Source organism: Nocardia wallacei (assembly GCF_029869545.1).
Classification (GTDB): Bacteria; Actinomycetota; Actinomycetes; order Mycobacteriales; family Mycobacteriaceae; genus Nocardia; species Nocardia wallacei_A.
The window spans coordinates 51,180-68,467 of record NZ_JARWQD010000106.1; the positions used below are offsets into that span (position 1 = coordinate 51,180).

13 protein-coding genes and 1 pseudogene are annotated in these 17,288 nt (G+C 70.3%); 2 read left to right on the top strand and 12 right to left on the bottom strand.

Annotated elements, in window-relative coordinates:
- Positions 1-79 precede the first annotated feature (79 nt).
- Positions 80-415: a TfoX/Sxy family protein gene (locus tag QH290_RS07165; protein ID WP_280266865.1), complete on the bottom strand. Its 336-nt coding sequence runs from the start codon at positions 413-415 to the stop codon at positions 80-82.
- Between the two features lie 81 nt (positions 416-496).
- Between QH290_RS07165 and QH290_RS07170 the strand changes: the two genes are divergently transcribed.
- Positions 497-2,200: a metallophosphoesterase gene (locus QH290_RS07170; protein ID WP_280266866.1), complete on the top strand. Its 1,704-nt coding sequence runs from the start codon at positions 497-499 to the stop codon at positions 2,198-2,200.
- 173 nt (positions 2,201-2,373) lie between these two features.
- Here QH290_RS07170 and QH290_RS07175 read toward each other — a convergent pair whose 3' ends face one another.
- The 4 genes from QH290_RS07175 to QH290_RS07190 form a co-directional block, all read right to left on the bottom strand.
- The gene (locus QH290_RS07175; protein ID WP_280266867.1) at positions 2,374-3,351 is read right to left on the bottom strand and encodes an alpha/beta hydrolase; all 978 of its coding nucleotides are present in this window, start codon (positions 3,349-3,351) and stop codon (positions 2,374-2,376) included.
- A gap of 41 nt (positions 3,352-3,392) precedes the next feature.
- Positions 3,393-4,118: a DUF6875 domain-containing protein gene (locus QH290_RS07180; RefSeq protein WP_280382313.1), complete on the bottom strand. Its 726-nt coding sequence runs from the start codon at positions 4,116-4,118 to the stop codon at positions 3,393-3,395.
- Positions 4,115-8,074 (bottom strand): amino acid adenylation domain-containing protein, encoded by a 3,960-nt coding sequence (locus tag QH290_RS07185; protein ID WP_280382314.1) that lies wholly within the window; start codon positions 8,072-8,074, stop codon positions 4,115-4,117. The genes QH290_RS07180 and QH290_RS07185 overlap by 4 nt, the downstream gene beginning before the upstream one ends.
- 104 nt (positions 8,075-8,178) lie before the next feature.
- Positions 8,179-9,006 carry a helix-turn-helix domain-containing protein gene (locus tag QH290_RS07190; RefSeq protein ID WP_280382315.1) on the bottom strand — a complete coding sequence of 276 codons (828 nt, stop codon included), beginning with the start codon at positions 9,004-9,006 and terminating at the stop codon, positions 8,179-8,181.
- A 119-nt stretch (positions 9,007-9,125) separates the two neighbouring features.
- Between QH290_RS07190 and QH290_RS07195 the strand changes: the two genes are divergently transcribed.
- The gene (locus QH290_RS07195; protein ID WP_280266871.1) at positions 9,126-10,190 is read left to right on the top strand and encodes an aldo/keto reductase; all 1,065 of its coding nucleotides are present in this window, start codon (positions 9,126-9,128) and stop codon (positions 10,188-10,190) included.
- Here the strand turns inward: QH290_RS07195 and QH290_RS07200 are convergent.
- The 7 genes and pseudogenes from QH290_RS07200 to nirB form a co-directional block, all read right to left on the bottom strand.
- Positions 10,168-10,845: a CPBP family intramembrane glutamic endopeptidase gene (locus tag QH290_RS07200; protein ID WP_280382316.1), complete on the bottom strand. Its 678-nt coding sequence runs from the start codon at positions 10,843-10,845 to the stop codon at positions 10,168-10,170. The two genes, QH290_RS07195 and QH290_RS07200, sit on opposite strands and share 23 nt — an antisense overlap.
- Positions 10,846-10,906: 61 nt before the next feature.
- Entirely contained in the window at positions 10,907-11,383 is a 477-nt protein-coding gene (locus QH290_RS07205) for a hypothetical protein (RefSeq protein ID WP_280266873.1), read from the bottom strand.
- Between the two features lie 535 nt (positions 11,384-11,918).
- On the bottom strand, positions 11,919-12,653 hold the full coding sequence (locus QH290_RS07210; RefSeq protein ID WP_425303564.1) for a sirohydrochlorin chelatase: 735 nt from the start codon (positions 12,651-12,653) through the stop codon (positions 11,919-11,921).
- A 135-nt stretch (positions 12,654-12,788) separates the two neighbouring features.
- Positions 12,789-12,890, bottom strand: a pseudogene (locus tag QH290_RS07215) (sirohydrochlorin chelatase); the annotation flags it as partial.
- 14 nt (positions 12,891-12,904) lie between these two features.
- Entirely contained in the window at positions 12,905-14,251 is a 1,347-nt protein-coding gene (locus tag QH290_RS07220; RefSeq protein ID WP_280382317.1) for a uroporphyrinogen-III synthase, read from the bottom strand.
- A complete protein-coding gene (gene nirD, locus QH290_RS07225; RefSeq protein WP_280268218.1) occupies positions 14,248-14,661 on the bottom strand; it encodes a nitrite reductase small subunit NirD in 414 nt (137 codons plus the stop codon). Before nirD ends, QH290_RS07220 begins: the two co-directional genes overlap by 4 nt.
- A gap of 65 nt (positions 14,662-14,726) precedes the next feature.
- Positions 14,727-17,273 carry a nitrite reductase large subunit NirB gene (nirB, locus tag QH290_RS07230; protein ID WP_280268217.1) on the bottom strand — a complete coding sequence of 849 codons (2,547 nt, stop codon included), beginning with the start codon at positions 17,271-17,273 and terminating at the stop codon, positions 14,727-14,729.
- Between the last annotated feature and the right edge of the window lie 15 nt (positions 17,274-17,288).

The following is a 17,288-nucleotide window of genomic DNA, read 5'->3' on the forward strand; positions in this document are numbered from 1 at the left end:
CCCGAATCCGCAGAATCCACAGCACCCGGACGTTCCGGTTGGGGCTGGGCACCACGCCTGTCGCAGGCGCCGCGTGCCGCTACTTCCGCGGCAGCGTGCGCGCGTAGCCGACACCGCGGTCGATCCACTCGCGCAGCGCCTCGTCGTCCGCCAGTAGCTCGATGTCCACCCGTAGCCAGTTGTTCATCGATCGGCCGCCCATCACCATCGGCGCGACCAGCTCACCGTCGACGAGCCTGTCCACCTCGGCCGGGTCGACGCGCACCAGCAGCCCGCCCTTGCCGCTGGCCGCCACCGCCATATTGCCGCCGACCATGAAGGACAGCCCGCCGAACATCTTCTTCTCGACCGTCTCCGGCAGCATGGGGCCGAGCAGGTCCCGGATGCGGTCGGCCAGTTCCTCGTCATAGGCCATACGAGCATTGTGATCCCCACCACCGACAAGTTCGCGCGTCCGATTTGCCACGGCCCGCCGCCTGGACAAGCATCCATCCCCATGCCGTCGAAACGCTTGAACCCGTCCGGCGATATCCCCGACACCGGGATTCCGGAGCCGTTGGCCGCCACCATGACCATGGCCGAGCAGTACGAATGGCATCGCGCCCACCTGCGCCGCCACCGGGTTTCGCGCCGCAACTTCCTGCGCGGCACGGCCGCGGCCGCCGCGGTGGCCGCGGTCGGCACCTCCCCGTTCGCGGGCCGTGCCTACGCCGAGGACGCCCCGTTGACCGTCGGCGGACGGCATGTCGGATACGGCGCGGACGCCGCCAGCCAGCTCCGCTTCGCCGCGCAGCTCTCGCGAAATCCGCACGGCACCAAGATATTCCTGGATCACGGGCCCACGCCCGCGCTGGGTTCGAGCCTGGCGGCCGAGGTGCGTAACCTGGTCACGCAGATCCCCAGCAGCGACGGCGGAGTGCTTGCGGCCGAACAGTTCTACGTACACGCACCGGTCGACGGCCTGCCGGGCCGGATGCCGCACTTCTACCGCTGGCGCACCTCCGACGGTTTCGCCGGTGAGGTCCGCGCGGCGAGCACCGCCATGCCGACCGTGCGAAATGCCGTGCTGCCCTTCCGCTTCACGATGATGGGCGATCAGGGCACCGACGAAACGCCCGGGCAGCCCGCCGGTGTGGCGCCCGGCGACTACGACGACATGTACTACAAGGCGGACAACGACCCGTCCGTGCGCCATGCCGACAACGTGATGCGCCAGATCGTCGCCGCCCGGCCGGATTTCCACGTGCTCGCCGGTGACATCGCCTACGCCGACCCCTCCGGGGCGGGCAAGAATCCGCAGTTCGTGCCCTCGGGTGCCAAGGCGGGCAGCGGGTTCGACAAGTTCAACCCCTACGTGTGGGACGTGTATTTCGGCGCCATCGAGGCCAGCGCGTCCACCACGCCGTGGATGTTCGCCACCGGCAACCACGACATGGAGGCCGCCTACGACACCCACGGGTACGGCGGACACCTTGCGCGCCTGGACTTTCCGGGCAACGGCCCGGCGGCCTGCCCGTCGGCCTACTCGTTCACCTACGGCAATGTGGCGGTCCTGTCCCTGGATGCCAACGACATCTCCTATGAGATCAGGGCCAATACCGGATACTCCGGCGGCGCCCAGACCGGTTGGGCGGAAAGCACTCTCGCCGCCTACCGGGCCGATCCGAACATCGACTTCATCGTCTGCTTCTTCCACCACTGCGCCTACTCCACCACCGAATCGCATGCCAGCGACGGCGGCCTGCGCGATGCCTGGTGCGGCCTGTTCGATCGCTATCAGGTGGATCTGGTGCTGCAGGGGCACAATCACGTCTTCGAACGCACCGACCCGATCCGCGCCGAACGCGCCACCAAGGTGGCGGGCGACAACGCGATCGTCTATCCCGAGTCCGACGGCACCGTGTACTACACGGTCGGCGGCGGCGGGCGGCCCCGCTACGAGTTCCAGCCCGGCTCGCAGGAGACCTATCGCGGCCACGAACTCGCCGACACCACCGTGCCCAACAGTTACGTGTGGACCGCCGACGGCGCCAAACAGGACGAATCGGCGCCGTGGTCGCGGGTCCGTTTCCGCAACTACTCGTTCCTCCGCATCGACGTACGACCGGGCTTCTTCGCCAGCGAGATGGACGTCGTCGCGGTCGACGAGTACGGCCGCGAGTTCGACAAGCTGACCTACCGCCGCCCCGTCCGCGCGTGATCCGGCGTGCCACCCGCCCACCATCTCCCGGCACCACCCCGCCCACCATCTCCCGGCACCAGCCCGCCCACCACTTCCCGGCACCAGCCCGCCCACCACATCCCGGCACCAGCCCGCCCACCATCTCCCGGCACCAGCCCGCCCACCATCTCCCGGCACGCTTTTGGCCGGGATCACACCCCCAGCGCGGCCGCGAACATCGGCCATGAATTGTGCACGTCGTCCTGCCAATACGGCCAGGCGTGCGTACCCGGCCGCAGGACCACGGTGGCCGGAATCCCCAGCGCGCCGAGCCGATCGGCCAGCTCGCGGGTGCACCCGTTGACGACCGTCTCCATCGCGCCGCCCACCGCCAGCTGGTCGGCGAGCTTACCGGCATTACCGGCGATGGTCGGAGCGGTGAGGGTGTCGTGCACGCCCGGCCCCCCGGTGCCCGCCGACAGGTACAGGGCCACACCGCGCAACCGCTCGGCGTTGACCATCGGGTCGTGCGCGGGCCAGGCCGGATTGTCCGGCCCGCCCCACATATTGGACGCATTCGCGCCGAAAACCCCCAGCTGCGAGTGCACATAGGCGCGCGACACCGGATCGCTGGTGCGCGGGCATCCGCTGTAGGAGCCCACGGCCTGGTACATGCCCGGCGCCTGGATCGCCAGATCCAGCGCCGAGGTGGCCGACATCGATGTTCCCGCAACGGCATTGCGACCGGTCATCCGGAAGTGCTGTTCCAGCAGCGGCGGCAGCTCCCGAATCAGGAAGGTGGACCACTGGTTTCGGCCCAGCACCGGATCGTCGGCCACCCAGTCGGTGTAGTAGCTGGCCCGCCCGCCCATCGGCACGATCAGGTTGACCGGCTTGTCGGCGAAGAACTGCGCGACATCGGTGCGGGCGGTCCAGGGGCCACCGTCCTCACCGCCGTCGACGGCATTGAGCAGATACAGCGCGGGCGCCCCCGCGCCGGGATGCGACACCCACACCGTGATCGGCTTGCGCATCGCCGCGGAGTAGACGACGACCTCGAACTGCCGACCGCCGAGCGGGCGCACATCGAGGATTGCCGGACCATCGCCCGGATCCGCGGCGGCGGAGACGGGCACAATCATGGCAAACAACGCGAACAGGACGAACAGGCAGCGCGGTAGCCGGTGCATGCGTGGAGTATGGCACCGCCTCGGTCCGATTACCGACGATGTCAGCGGGCGTGTTCGCCCGGCGAATGCGCTCGCAGGGCGGTGATCTCACTCACCGCGGGACCGTCCACCCGCATCCGATCGGCTATCGCCCTGCGGAGTTTGCCGGGCAGGTTCGGCGCCACCTGCGTGAAGTAGGAGTACAGCCAGTCGCTGCGCGCGGCCAGGAAGGGGAAGTCCGTGCTCATCATCGCGCGCAGCACCAGCATCGGCACCGGCGCGTCGAGCGGGCGGAAGTCGCGATTCCACAGGCCCGGCACGGCGCAGCCGGGGTAGAACTGGCCGAGCATTAGGCCCTGCGCGACCACCTCGGTCTTGCGCGCCTGGTGCACGGCATCGATCAGGTCGTAGCGAGTCAATTCCGGAAAGGCCGTGACCAGGGTGAGAGACTTTGCCTCCGTGGGGTTTTCGCCGCGCAGGCCGCGGTAGGTATCGAGGGCGTCGTCGACGATCGGCCGCACATCGGTGACGGTCAGCCGGTCGCCGCCTGGCACCAGCCCCGCCCACACCAGCTCTCGCGTAACGCTGTGCCGCACAAAGGGACACACGGGCCCGTCGCGCCCCAGATCGGGATGCGGCCGGACCAGATGCTCGTCGACCCACCTGGTGAACACGGCCGCGGCCGGACCCTCCCGCTCCCATCCCTCCCCATCCGCGTACACGTTCCACCACCGCACCCCCGATCGTGTTCCGTCCCGCACCGCGGGCTCGCGGGGGTGAACGGTCATCGAAGGGCCTCCAGGTGGGCGGCGAGCCGCGGGCCGATGACGGCGACCACGTCGGTGTTGGTGAGCTGGGCATGGGTGGCATCGACCGGGAACTCGGTCAGTGTTCCGGTGACGTACGGGCGCCACAGGTCCGCGCCGAACAGTTCGGTGACGCCGCGGGTCGCGGAGAAGTAGAGCAGGTCACCGTCGAAGACACCGGGGCGGTAGCCGTGCGACAGGCGCACGCCGTCGACGTAGCCGCGGTGCAGGCGGGTGAGCTGCTCGGCGGTGAGCCCGGAACCGAAACACGCCCCCGCCGTGCCCAATTCGGCCGCGGCCTGCTCGGCGGTGAGGTCGTCCAGCGCGTCCGCGTCCTCGGGCTCGTCACCCAGCAGGTGGGTGAGCAGATCGCGCATCCGGGGCACGGGCGGCGGGGGCATGTCATCGGGGAAGACGACGCTGTCCAGCATCGCCAGCAGCGCCACCGGGTACCCGCGGGCGCGCAACCGCACTGCGATGGCGTGCGCGATCTGCCCGCCGAGCGACCAGCCCAGCAGGTGGTAGGGCCCGTCCGGTTGTACACGCAGGATCTCCTCGACGTACCCCTCGGCGAGGTCGTCGATGCCTTCGCGCGGCGCACCCGCCAGCGCCTGCAGGCCCAGAACCGGGCGATCGGTGATGTGGCGAGCCAGCCCCGCGTAGCACCACGCCAGCGGAACCGCGGAGTGCACACAGAACAGCGGCGGCCGAGAACCGTTGCGGCGCAGCGTGAGAAGTGCCCCGAGTGCGTCGTCGGTCGCCTCGGCGCCGTCGTCGGTGGCGAGGCGATCGGCCAGCTCCGCGACGGTCGGTGCGGTATACAGCCACCGCACCGTGACCGGCTGCCCGGTGGTGGCCGCCAGGTCCGCGCACAGTGCGACGCCCAGCAGAGAGTTGCCGCCCAGCTCGAAGAAGTCGTCGTCCAGCCCGGCGCGCGCCGCGCCGGTGGCCGCCGCGAAGTGGTCCGCGACCAGCCGCTGCAGTGCGGTGCCGGGTGCGCGATAGGGCCGCCGCGCGGGGGTGGGGGTCGGGAGCGCGCGGCGGTCGATCTTGCCGTGTGCGGTCACCGGCAGCCGGTCCAACTCGATCAGCTGCGCCGGGACCAGCGCGGCGGGCAGTAGGTCGCGCAGCTTCCGGACAATCTCGGCGCTGTCTGTGCGGAAGCCTGCTGCGGCAACGACATAGCCGATGATCCGGTCCCCCGCCGGGGAATGATCGAGTGTGACGACAGCGTGCGCGATCTCCGGCAGGGCGGTCAGCGCCGCCTCGACCTCGGCGGGCTCCACGCGGCGGCCCCGCACGGCGAGCTGATCGTCGGCGCGGCCGAGGAACTCCAGGACACCGTCCACCTCCGCACGCACCAGATCCCCGGTGCGGTAGCAGCGTTCGCCCCGGACGAAGGGGTCGGCGATGAAACGCTGCGCGGTCGCGCCGGGTCGGCCCAGATAGCCCTCGGCCAGTCCCGGACCGGCCAGATACAGCTCGCCGCGGCCCCCGGGCGGCACGGGACGGAGCCGCCGGTCGAGCACCAGCGCTCGTACGCCCGGCAGCGGCGGACCGATCGGCACCGGCGCCTCGGCGGTCAGCGCATCGGATTGCGTTGCCATGACGGTGGTTTCGGTCGGCCCGTAGCCGTTGAACAGCCGCAGCTCGGGCGCCCAGCGCCGCACCAGCTCGGCCGGGCATGCCTCCCCGCCGACCACCGCTACCCGCAGTCCGGGCACCTGCCGAGGAGTCACGGTCGCCAGCACGGCGGGCGTGGTGAGAAAGTGGGTGATACCGGCGTCGTGCACCAGCCGGGCCAGTTCGGCACCCGCGACGACCGCCGGTGGCTCGATCACCAGCCGCGCCCCGGCGGCGAAGGCGGCCAGCAGCTCCAGCAGGTGCGCGTCGAACGAGGGCGCGTGCGCGTGCAGCACCCGCGAATCTCGGTCCACCCCATAGTGTTCGACGATGTAGTCGGTGAGCGGGCCGAGGCCGCGATGGGTGACCACCACGCCCTTGGGCGTGCCGGTGGTGCCCGAGGTATAGATCAGATAGGCGGGATGGTCGGGGCGCAGCGGACGCGAACGACAGGTATCGCCAACCGGATCGCCGGACCGTCGACCGACCCGCTCGGCGATGCCGGGATCATCGAGCACGAGCCAGGCCAGCCCCTCCGGCAGGTCCGCGCGCACCGACTCCACGGTAATCCCCAGGCGTGCACCGGAATCCGCCGACACGGCCGCCGACCTGCGGGTGGGGTCCGCCGGATCCACCGGCACGAACGCGGCCCCGGTCTTGGCCACCGCCCACAGCGCCAGCACCGATTCGGCCGATCTCGGCACCGCGAGCACCACGAATGTGCCCGGCCCCGCACCGAATTCGATCAGCTCCCGTGCCCAGCGCGAGGATTGCTCGTCCAGCTCTCGATATGTCCACCGCCGCGCCCCGTCCTGCAGTGCGACCGCCCCGGCCGCCAGGCTCTCGGTCGCTGTCCGCGACCAGGTCGCGGATCGTTGCTTCCCGTGCCCGCGGTGCACCCGCCTCGCTCCGAAAGCTCCGTCGCGCAACAGGTCCGGAAGCAGGCGATCCGCGCGCACCGCAGGTCCCCCCGCCCGCACGGGTGGCGGATCCAGCGCCCGCACCGCCAGTTCCGGTTCCGCCGCCAGGAATCGCCCGAAGTACTCGAGGAAGCGGTGATGGTGCCACCGCAGCGTGGCGCGCGAGTACAACGCGGGATTGGCCAGCATGTCGATGCTGGCCGTCCGCTCGTCGGGTCCGAGCTGATAGCCGTTGACGAGCAGATCTTCCACCGGACCGAGGGACAGCAGCCGCGCCTGCGCGGTCAACGGCCCGAGCCGCAGCGGTTCCACGAAGCCGAGCACATTCAGCACCGGTCCGAAGCCGCCGCGGACCACATGACTCTCGCCGCGATCGCGCTGCATGTCCTCGTAGCGGTAGCGCTGATGCCGCAACGCCCCGATGACCCGCGCACGCACCTGCGCCGTGATCGCCCCGACTGTGCCATCGCGAATCCCGTTCAGCCGCAAGGGAACAACATTGGACACCGATCCTGCCGAGCGGCGCAGCGCCGCCGTCGGGCGGGCCGCCACCGGCAGCGCCAGTACGACGTCGCCGGTTCCGGTCATCGCGGCCAGATAGCAGGCGAACGCGGCGATCGTCAGCTCCGGGAAGGTGGCGCCGGTCCGCTTCCGCACGGTCTCGAGCCGGGCCGCCGTCGATTCGGGCACCGTGGCGCCGACCCGGTGTGGCCGCGGTTCGGGCGGCATGCGGTGTCCGGCCAAGGTCACCGGTTCGTCGAGCCCGGTCAGCTGCTGGTTCCAGAAATCCCGATCGGCCCGCCGCCGTGGCGAATCCTGGTATGCGAGTTCGTCTTGCAGCAACTCGGCCACCGACAGTGGGCCGCGGTGCGAACCTTCCTTCTCGCCCGCACCCGCGTACAGCTCCGCGGTGCGCCGCAGCACCGACGCCGCACCGACACCGTCCAGCACGATGTGGTGGCTGCGCAGATACAGCAGATGGCGATCGGGGCCGACCCGGAATACCGTTGCGGTGGTGAGCCGATCGCGCTCGAGATCCAGCGGCGTCCCGTGATCGGACTCCATGCTCCGCAACGCGGCGGCGAGCGGATCATCCCGGTCGGTGAGGTCCTCGTAGCGCGGTGGGTCGAACGCCCGCGGAGACAGGAATTGGCGCGGCTCCCCGCGGATGTTCCGGAACCGCACGAGTGGCGACTGCAGCTCCCCGGCCGCTCGCACCGCGCACGACCGCAGCAGCTCGACGGCGAGCGGGCCGGTCAACTCCAGATACATCGCGACCGTATTCGGCACCTCGGGGTACAGCTGCTGCGCCACCCACCACCGCAACTGTGCCGCAGACAACGGGAGGTCGCCGTCCACGTCGACGGCGACCGAACCGACCTGCGTCCGCGTCACCCGGCCTCCTAGTCTCCGGTGTGCCTGCCCTGGCGAATCGCTCCATGGGCAAACCTACGGCATTCGAGGCGGAGAATAGGCGCAAACCAGGCCGGGGCGTCCGGTCACCGCGGGCAGAGCCGGTCCAGCGCGGCCTGGCTGTCCTCGTCGGCGGCGCGGTAGATGATCAGGCGCTGGTCCGGATCCTGCAGCGGCTGCAGTGCCTCGTAGGCCACGGTGACCGCGCCGACCTCGGGGTGCACCAGGGTCTTGTGGCCGCGGCCGTTCACCCGCACGTCCCGCTTCGCCCAGAGTCGCTCGAATTCCGCACTGCGGGAACGGAATTCCCCTATCAGATCGGCGAGCACCCGATCCTCGGGATGCACGGCCCAGGCGGCGCGCAGGTCGGCGATGCCCTCGCGCACGGTGCGCTCGCGATCGGCGAAGAAGTCACGCATGCCCGGATGCAGCAGGCACAGCCACATCGAGTTGCGCTGCTGCGACGGGAGGGTGTCGAAGTCCAGCAGCAGCCGCGCCATCTGCGGATTCCACGCCAGGATGTCGTAGCGGTGGTTCACCACCATGACGGGCAGCGGGGACAGATCCGCCACCAGCAGCCGCAGGGCGGGGGCCGCGGTGGTCGCGGGCTTGTCGTCGGTGGGTTGGCGCTGCCGGGCCAGGTCGAACAGGTAGGCGCGCTCGTCGGCGTCCAGCCGCAGGGCCCCGGCCAGCGCCTCCAGCACCTCGGCCGACGGTCGCAGCCCCCGGCCCTGCTCCAACCGCACGATGTAGTCGACGCTGACCCCCGCCAGCTCGGCGACCTCCTCGCGCCGCAGCCCGGGGGTGCGCCGGGACCGCCGCGCGGGCAGGCCCAGATCCCGCGGGTCCAGCCGCTCCCGCCGCGCGCGCAGGAATGCGGCCAGCTCCTGAGTCGTGTCCACCGTGCCAGTCATCGGCATCGATCCTACGGCGGTCCTGGTACCAGCGTTCCCAGGAAGATTCTTCCCTTACCCCCTGGTCGCGACCGGCACAGACTTGGTCGCGACGCACGGAACGAACAGGAGCACACACCATGTCCCTCACTCTCGACACCTACCGGCTGCTGGGCCGCTCCGGACTGCGGGTCTCGCCGCTGGCGCTGGGGACGATGACCTTCGGCGAAGACTGGGGCTGGGGTGCCGACCGCGACGAATCGCGCAAACTGCTCGACACCTATATCGGGCGCGGCGGCAACTTCATCGATACGGCCAGCATGTACACCGCGGGCAGCTCCGAGCGGCTGCTGGGCGAGTTCACCCGGGACAATCGCGAAAGCCTGGTGCTGGCAACGAAATACACGATGCTGCGGCGGCCGGGCGACCCGAATTCCGGTGGCAACCACCGCAAGAGCATGTTCGCCTCGGTGGAAGCCAGTCTGCGGCACCTGAATACCGACTACATCGATCTGCTCTACCTGCACGCCTGGGACTTTCACACCCCGGTCGAGGAAATCCTGCGCGGGCTCGACGATCTGGTGCGCCAGGGCAAGGTGCTGTACGTGGCGATCTCCGACGCCCCGGCCTGGCAGGTCTCGCGCATGCAGGCCATCGCCGATCTGCGCGGCTGGTCGCCGCTGGTGGCACTGCAGATCGAGTACAGCCTCATCGAGCGCACCGGCGAACGCGACCTGATCCCGATGGCCCGGGAGCTGGGGCTGGGCGTGATCCCCTGGTCGCCGCTGGCCAGCGGGGTGCTCACCGGCAAGTACGGCCGCGCCGATCTCGCCGACGGCGCCGTCGGTTCGCCCGAGGGCACGCGTAAGAACGTCGCCCTGTCCAGCGGTGCGCTCACCGAGCGCGGCCTCGCGATCGCCGAGGTCGTGAAAGAGGTTGCGGCGCAACTGGGTAGGACTCCGTCACAGGTCGCCCTGGCGTGGACCCTGCGCAACCCGGCGGTCACGGCCCCGATCATCGGCGCCCGCACCGCCGCCCAGTTGGAGGACAACCTCGGCGCCCTCGAGGTGGAGTTCGACGCCGAACATCTGGCCCGGCTCGAGGCGGCCAGCGCCATCACCCTGGGGTTCCCGCACGACTTCCTGGAGCTGGAGATGACGCGGAACGTCACCGGTGGTGGGCTCAGGATCGAACCGCGCCGCTGACCCGCCCCGGAATCGCCGCACCGTGGTAGAAGTACCGGCCGAGGCCGACGGTGAAGACGAGCATGCCGTACACCGAATGCTCCACGGACGCGGTGAACAGCGACTGCGTCCGCAGGTACCGCGCCGCGAAGAACCATCCGCCGACGCCGCTGGCGACGACGGAGAACCAGTTGCCGAAAATGATGTGGACGTAGGCGAACGCGGCGGCGCTGGCGGCGACCAGCACGAGGCTCTCCCCGAAGACGGGCGCGTACCGCTGGAAGAGGAACGACCGGAAGACCAATTCCTGCGGGTACACGCTCAGCGCGGGATACAGGACCATCACCGCGAGCCACAACCACGGGTTCCGCCGGGGCAGGTCGAACAGGTCGTCGCGCCGCAGCAGCGCCACCGCCGCGCCTAGGGTGAGGGAGCTCGCTCCCGCCAGTGCCGCCATCGAGCGGGCCTCGGCCCGCAGCGCGGAGGTACGCCACAGCGCGGAGCGGTCGAAATCGGGTGCGCGCCGCAGGTAGGCGGCGGCGCCCGCGGCCAGCGCGAGCAGTGCGGGAATCGGTGGCTTACCGCGCATCAGCCGGTTGTAGGCCGTGGTGCCGCCGAAGAACAATGCCGCGTATTCGGCGCCCAGATATATCCGCCGCCACCGCCGAATCCTCATGACCACACAATAATTGCGCTAACAACGAAGCCAGGGGACGCGCAGGCGAAGAATGGGTGACTCACACCGAAACGGCGGGCCGCTCGGCGGTAGCGAGGACCCTTTCGCGATAGCAGCGCAGGGCGGCGAGTATGGCGAACAGCGCGGCCAGGGCGGCGAAGGCGATCCGGAAGCCCTGGCCGATCAGGAATTCCGTGGCGGCACGGTCGATTTCGGCGCGGGTGTGCTGGTCGCGCTCGTCGTAGAGAATGGTCGCCCGCGGCCACTGGTACATGGTCGACAGCACGCCCAGGCCGAACAGCACCGTGAGGAACGCCGCGATCGTCCAGCCCCGCGCCAGCCGCCCCCACAGCGACACCACCACCGCGACCAGCCCGGTCAGCAGCAGGGCTCCCCCGAGCGGCCGCATCACATCCCCCACCGCGACCACACTCATGAACTCCTCGGCCCGCACCAACGATTCGGGCACCTCACGAAAAACGTTCGGGTACAACAGCATCGTCTCCACCGCCGTCACCGCGAACACGAACGACGCCACGACCGCAAACACAGCCCCCGTCGCCCCGGCAACCGTAACCTTCCGCATCCCCCGACATTAAGCCACCACCCCACCCCCCGAATCCGTCCCGAACCCCCATTGACACCTCAGGGCCTCCCCCCCCACTCACGACCCACACCCACCCAGCCGCACCCCTTACCCATCCCCGCACCCCCTACAGGCCCCTGCAGGGCGTGCGGGAACACACAAACCGTGCGGGAACCAGCCCGCCCCGCTTGCCCGCCACGCTCCCCCGCATGTCTGCCCCGCTCACCGCATGCCCGGCACGCTCGCCCACATGTCTGCCCGGCTCACCGCATGCCCGGCACCTCACTCCGCATGCCCAGCACGCTCACCCACATTCCCAGCACGCACACCCACATTCCCGGCACGCACACCCGCATTCCCGGCGTGCTTTTGGCCGGGATCCGTTGTTGACCGCCGTGGATTCCGGCCAAAAGCGTGCCGGAAATAATGGGGCAGCCGGAGGTGCTGGGAATGGGCGCAGCGGTGATGGTGGGACGGCCGTGTGGGGTCAGGCCGGTGTGTGGGAGAGGGCGTGAGCGGCGGTGCGGTAGCGGGCGGCTAGTAGGCGGACTACCGCGGGGTGGACGCCGATGGGTTCGGCGACGCCGTCGGCGCCGCATTCGTGCAGGCGCTGGTGGAACAGGCCGTGGGCCAGCAGGTAGGAGGCGATGAAGACGCGGCGCTCGCCCGATTCGCGCAGCGACGCAACGACTTCCGGGACCCTCGGGGTGCCCGTGGCGATATAGGCCGTCCGCACCGGGGCCGCCAGGTGTTCGCTGAGCATCATGGTCGCGCGGCGGACGTCGCGCCGCGCGCGGGCATCCGAGGATCCGGCGGCCGCGAAGACCACCGCGTCGCCGGGGCGCCAACCCGCGGCGCGTAACCGCATTCGCATGATGCGCGCCAGCGCCGGATCCGGCCCCATCGCGGGCGTCACCGCGACGACCGCGTGCCCGCTCTCGGCCACCTCGCGCGGCACGTCCTGGTACACGTGATACCCGGAGGCGAGGAAGGCCGGAACCACCACGGCCGGAACCGAACCCAGATCTCGCAGCACCTCGGCGGGCGAGGGCCCGAGCACATCCACGAACGCCGTCCGCACCACCGGGCCCGAATCACCCACGCGCACCGGAATTTCCGCCCCCGCTGCCAATACTCCGGAATCGATCGGCACGGGCCGCCGGTCACAGCACAGCACCCGTCCGTCACCACGAGTAACCGCGGCGACACCACGCGCGGACATCCCCGCACCGACATGCTCTGCACCACAGGCGCTCTCACCGCCCACCGGCGAACCAGGCTCACTCGACCCGCCCACCGGTGCACCGAACTCGCGCAACCCGCTCACCGGCACGCCGATCTCATCACCCACCGGCGCACCGAGCTCCCGCGATACCGCCTCGGCCAGTGCCGCGACCATTTCTACGCCGCGTGAACTCCGGGTGCCGTGGGCGACCAGTACGAGGGCCGGGCCGGGCACATCCATGCCACTCATCACACCCCCGCCAGCGGCGCGGGGCGCTGCGGCCGATGTGCCGGATCGGCGGCTTCGCGGTCCCCGTCGTGGTTGCGGACGCTGCCGCCCCCGTCGCCGCGGCGCGGGGCCGGATCGGCAGCGTTGCGGGCACCGCCGACGACCGGGATGTCGCCGCGCCGCGGAGACGGGCCGTAGCCCGCGGCCGGGCGCGGATTGTTGTCGATGCACTCGGCGGGATCCAGCGCCAGCCGGTATCCCCGTTTCACCACTGTCTGAATGGCTTTCGGCGTTCCCAGCCCGGCGCGCAGCCGCGCGATACCGGTCTCCACCGCGTGCGTGTCGTCGCCACCACCGGGCAGCGCCGCCAGCAGATCCTCGCGGGAGACGACCCGGCCGGGCTGCCGTGCCAGCGCACGCATCAGCGCCATCGGCGCCGGCGCCAGCTGGCGCACCTGATCGTCGACGACCACACACCCGCCGCGGACGCTGAGCACATGCCCGGCGGCGTGAATCCTGTTGGCGCGCCGCGGCAATTCCTCCGCGACGTGCCGCGCGAGCGCCCCGAGCCGCGCGCGGCCGGGCATGGTGGTGGGCACGCCCAGCTCCTCCAGCGGCGCCGCGGTGATCGGGCCGACGCAGGCCGGAAGCACCCGCGCCCGGAACGCGTGCAGCACGGCCTCCAGCAGCCCGGTTTCCTTGGCGCGCATGAGTGTCGAGGCCACCGCGGGGGCGCTGGTGAAGGTGACGCAGTCCAGCGCGGAGGTGACGATCGCCTCGATCAGCCGGTCCAGCGGCACCGGATCCTCCGGCGGAATCCAGCGATACACCGGCACCGGCACGACATCGGCTCCGGCGCAACGCAATACCTCGCAGAAGTCCGGCACCGGCTCCCACTCGGTGGTCGCGCCGTGCAGCTGCACCGCGATCCGCACGCCCTCGACGCCCTCGGCGAGCAGGTGATCCAGCACCTCCGCCGAGGACTCCGACGCCGGCGACCACTCCTCGCGCAATTCGGCAGCGCGGATGGCGCCCTTGGCCTTCGGGCCCCGGGCGAGCAGCCGGGTGGAGCCCAGGGTGGTGCGCAGATCCTCGGCCAGGCCCCAGCCCTCCGCGGCCTCCATCCACCCGCGGAAGCCGATGCCCGTGGTGGCGACGGCGACCTGCGGCGGATCGGTGACCAACTGCCGGGTCACCCGCTCCAGTTCGTTGTCGTCGGCCAGCGGAATGATCCGAATGGCCGGGGCGGCAACGATATTGGCGCCGCGCCGGGTGAGCAGTGTGGCCAGCTCCTCGGCGCGGCGGGCGGCCGTGATGCCGATGGTGAAACCATCCAGGCACGCGGCGGTCGAAGGTTCGACGGTCATGGCGAATCCTCACCCGTGCGGCCCGCGGCCTCGTGCGGCATCGGCTCGTTCGATACCGCCACGACACCGTCGACCACGCGCACGGCGTAGACCGGCAGCGCCATCGTGTCGTCGTCCAGGCAGCGCCCGTCCACCAGCGAGAATGCCTGCTTGAGCAGCGGGGAGGCCACCACGGGCACGCCGCCGCGATCACCCACGATGCCGCGCGACATCACCGCGGCCCGCCCGAACGGATCGATATTGCCGACGGCGTACAGGGTGCCGTCGGGCAGTAGGAACAGGGCCGCCTGCCGGCCACCCTTCAGCAACACCGCCACGCCGCGGCCCGGAATCAGATAGTCGAAGCGGCAGGCCGAGGTCCACCCGGTCGCGGTGGCCTGAGCAATGCCAGGGGTGTCGATCACGGTCATCGGTAACTCTCCTCCGAACGCTCTACCTATTGGTACCGGCGTCCTGTTTCCACGCGATTACGCGCCTATTTCCCCTGCGTGGCGGCATCGGCCGGGATCTCGGGCATGCCGAGCAGCACCGGGACCTTCCGCTCCCCGCTCTCGTCGAAGCCGATCGTCGGATCCGCCTCCTCCGGCGCGTTCACGAACGAGACGAACCGCGACAGCTTCGCCGGATCCTCCAGCACCGCCGCCCACTCGTCCTTGTATCCGTCGACGTGGCGGGCCATGGCGGCCTCCAGCTCGTCGGCGAGGCCGAGCGAGTCCTCGCACACGACCTGCTTGACGTACTCGATGCCGCCCTCGAGCGACTCCTGCCAGGGCGCGGTGCGCTGCAGCCGGTCGGCGGTGCGGATATAGAACATCAGGTACCGGTCGATGTACTTGATCAGCGTCTCGTCGTCGAGATCCCCGGCCAGCAGCACCGCGTGCTTGGGGGTGAGGCCGCCGTTGCCGCCGACGTAGAGGTTCCAGCCGTGCTCGGTGGCGATGACGCCGACGTCCTTACCGCGCGCCTCCGCGCATTCGCGGGCGCATCCGGACACGGCCAGCTTCAGCTTGTGCGGCGACCGCAGCCCGCGGTACCGCCGCTCCAGCCGCACCGCCATCCCGACCGAATCCTGCTGTCCGTACCGGCACCAGGTGGAGCCGACGCAGCTCTTCACCGTGCGCAGCGACTTGCCGTACGCGTGACCGGATTCCATGCCGACGTCGACCAGCCGCTGCCAGATCTTGGGCAGCTGCTCCACCCGCGCGCCGAACAGGTCGATTCGCTGCCCGCCGGTGACCTTCACGTAGAGCCCGAAATCCTTGGCGATCTGCCCGATTTCGATCAGCTGCTCCGGCGTGCACTCACCGCCCGGCATCCGCGGCACCACCGAATAGGTGCCGTTCTTCTGCATATTGGCCAGGAAGTGGTCGTTGGTGTCCTGCAGCGCGGCCATCTCGCCGTCGAGAATGTGGTCGCTCGAGGTGGAGGCGAGGATCGAGGCGACCGCGGGCTTGCAGATATCGCAACCGGATCCCTTGCCGTGCTTGGCGATCAGCTCCGAGAACGTGCGGATGCCGGTGACCTGGATGATCCCGAACAGCTCCTGCCGCGACTGCTCGAAGTGCTCGCACAGCGCCTTGGACATCTCCACGCCCGACTGCTCGAGCAGCTTCTTGAGCATGGGAACGCAACCGCCGCAGGAGGTTCCGGCGGAGGTGCAGCTCTTGATGCCGGGGATGTCGCAGGCGCCCTCCGCGATCGCGCCGCAGATCGCTCCCTTGGATACGTTGTTGCAGGAACAGATCTGGGCGTCGTCGGGCAGCGCGTCGGCGCCCAATTCCGCTCCGGCGGGCGAGATCAGTGCGGCGGGCTCGGCGGGTAGCTCGCTGCCGACCAGCGGGCGCAGCGCGGCGTACTGCGAGGCGTCGCCGACCAGGACGCCGCCCAGCAGCGTCTTCGCATCATCGGAGAGAACGAGTTTGGCGTAGGTGCCCTTGGCGGCGTCGTGCAGCACGACCGACAGCGCGCCCTCGGTGGTGCCGTGCGCATCGCCGAAGCTGGCGACGTCGACGCCGAGCAGCTTCAGCTTGGTCGACAGGTCCGCGCCCGGGAATTCGCCTGCGCCACCGAGCAATCGGTCCGCCACGATCTCGGCCGTGGTGTAACCGGGGGCGACCAGGCCGTAGCAGGTGCCCTCCACCGCGGCCACCTCGCCGACGGCATAGATGTGCGGATCGGAGCTCTGCAGGCCGAGGTCGGTGACGACGCCGCCGCGCGGGCCGACCTCGAGCCCGGCGTCGCGGGCGATCTGGTCGCGCGGGCGGATACCGGCGGAGAACACCACCAGCGACGCGTCGATGGTCGACTCGTCCGACAGCGTAACCCGCAGTCCCGCATCGCCTTCGGACTGCTCGATCGACGAGGTGCCGACCCCGGTGTGCACCTGCAGGCCGAGGTCGGTGACCAACCGCTCCAGGATCGCTCCGCCGCCCTCGTCGACCTGCACCGGCATCAGCCGCGGCGCGAACTCGACCACGTGCGGCGTCATGCCCATGAGCCGCAACGCGTTCGCGGCCTCCAAGCCCAGCAGGCCGCCGCCGACCACGACGCCGACCGCTCCCGGCCCGGCGGCCTCGGCGGCCGACCGGATGCCGTCGAGATCCTCGATCGTGCGGTACACGAAGCATTCCGGCCGATCGTGGCCCGGCACCGGCGGCACGAACGCGTACGAACCGGTCGCGAGCACCATGGCGTCGTAGCCGATCACATCACCGGTGGAGGTGGTGACCTTGCGGGCGCCGCGGTCGACGGTCTCGGCGCGCACACCCAGCCGCAGATCCACCAGGTCGTCCCCGGCGTAGTCGTTGCCCGGCAGCGCCAGCTGATTCGGATCCCAGCTACCGACGTAGGACGACAGCCCGACGCGGTCGTAGGCGGCCTGCGGCTCCTCGCTGAGGATCACGACCTGCCACCGGCCGTCGGTGTCGCGTGAGCGCAGCGCCTCGACGAACCGGTGGCCGACCATGCCGTGACCGACGACCACCACGGTCTTGCGCTGGGTGGGTTCCACAGTGGGGTTCATGAGTGTCCTCCGGGT

What these genes read in the sequence shown, in the direction of transcription:
- QH290_RS07210 (WP_425303564.1), bottom strand. Translation starts at nt 12,653, where the DNA reads ATGTCCGCGCGTGGTGTCGCCGCGGTTACTCGTGGTGACGGACGGGTG.
- QH290_RS07220 (WP_280382317.1), bottom strand. Translation starts at nt 14,251, where the DNA reads ATGACCGTCGAACCTTCGACCGCCGCGTGCCTGGATGGTTTCACCATC.
- nirB (WP_280268217.1), bottom strand. Translation starts at nt 17,273, where the DNA reads ATGAACCCCACTGTGGAACCCACCCAGCGCAAGACCGTGGTGGTCGTC.
- QH290_RS07180 (WP_280382313.1), bottom strand. Translation starts at nt 4,118, where the DNA reads ATGACCGTTCACCCCCGCGAGCCCGCGGTGCGGGACGGAACACGATCG.
- QH290_RS07165 (WP_280266865.1), bottom strand. Translation starts at nt 415, where the DNA reads ATGGCCTATGACGAGGAACTGGCCGACCGCATCCGGGACCTGCTCGGC.
- QH290_RS07190 (WP_280382315.1), bottom strand. Translation starts at nt 9,006, where the DNA reads ATGACTGGCACGGTGGACACGACTCAGGAGCTGGCCGCATTCCTGCGC.
- QH290_RS07200 (WP_280382316.1), bottom strand. Translation starts at nt 10,845, where the DNA reads ATGAGGATTCGGCGGTGGCGGCGGATATATCTGGGCGCCGAATACGCG.
- QH290_RS07175 (WP_280266867.1), bottom strand. Translation starts at nt 3,351, where the DNA reads ATGCACCGGCTACCGCGCTGCCTGTTCGTCCTGTTCGCGTTGTTTGCC.
- QH290_RS07195 (WP_280266871.1), top strand. Translation starts at nt 9,126, where the DNA reads ATGTCCCTCACTCTCGACACCTACCGGCTGCTGGGCCGCTCCGGACTG.
- nirD (WP_280268218.1), bottom strand. Translation starts at nt 14,661, where the DNA reads ATGACCGTGATCGACACCCCTGGCATTGCTCAGGCCACCGCGACCGGG.
- QH290_RS07170 (WP_280266866.1), top strand. Translation starts at nt 497, where the DNA reads ATGCCGTCGAAACGCTTGAACCCGTCCGGCGATATCCCCGACACCGGG.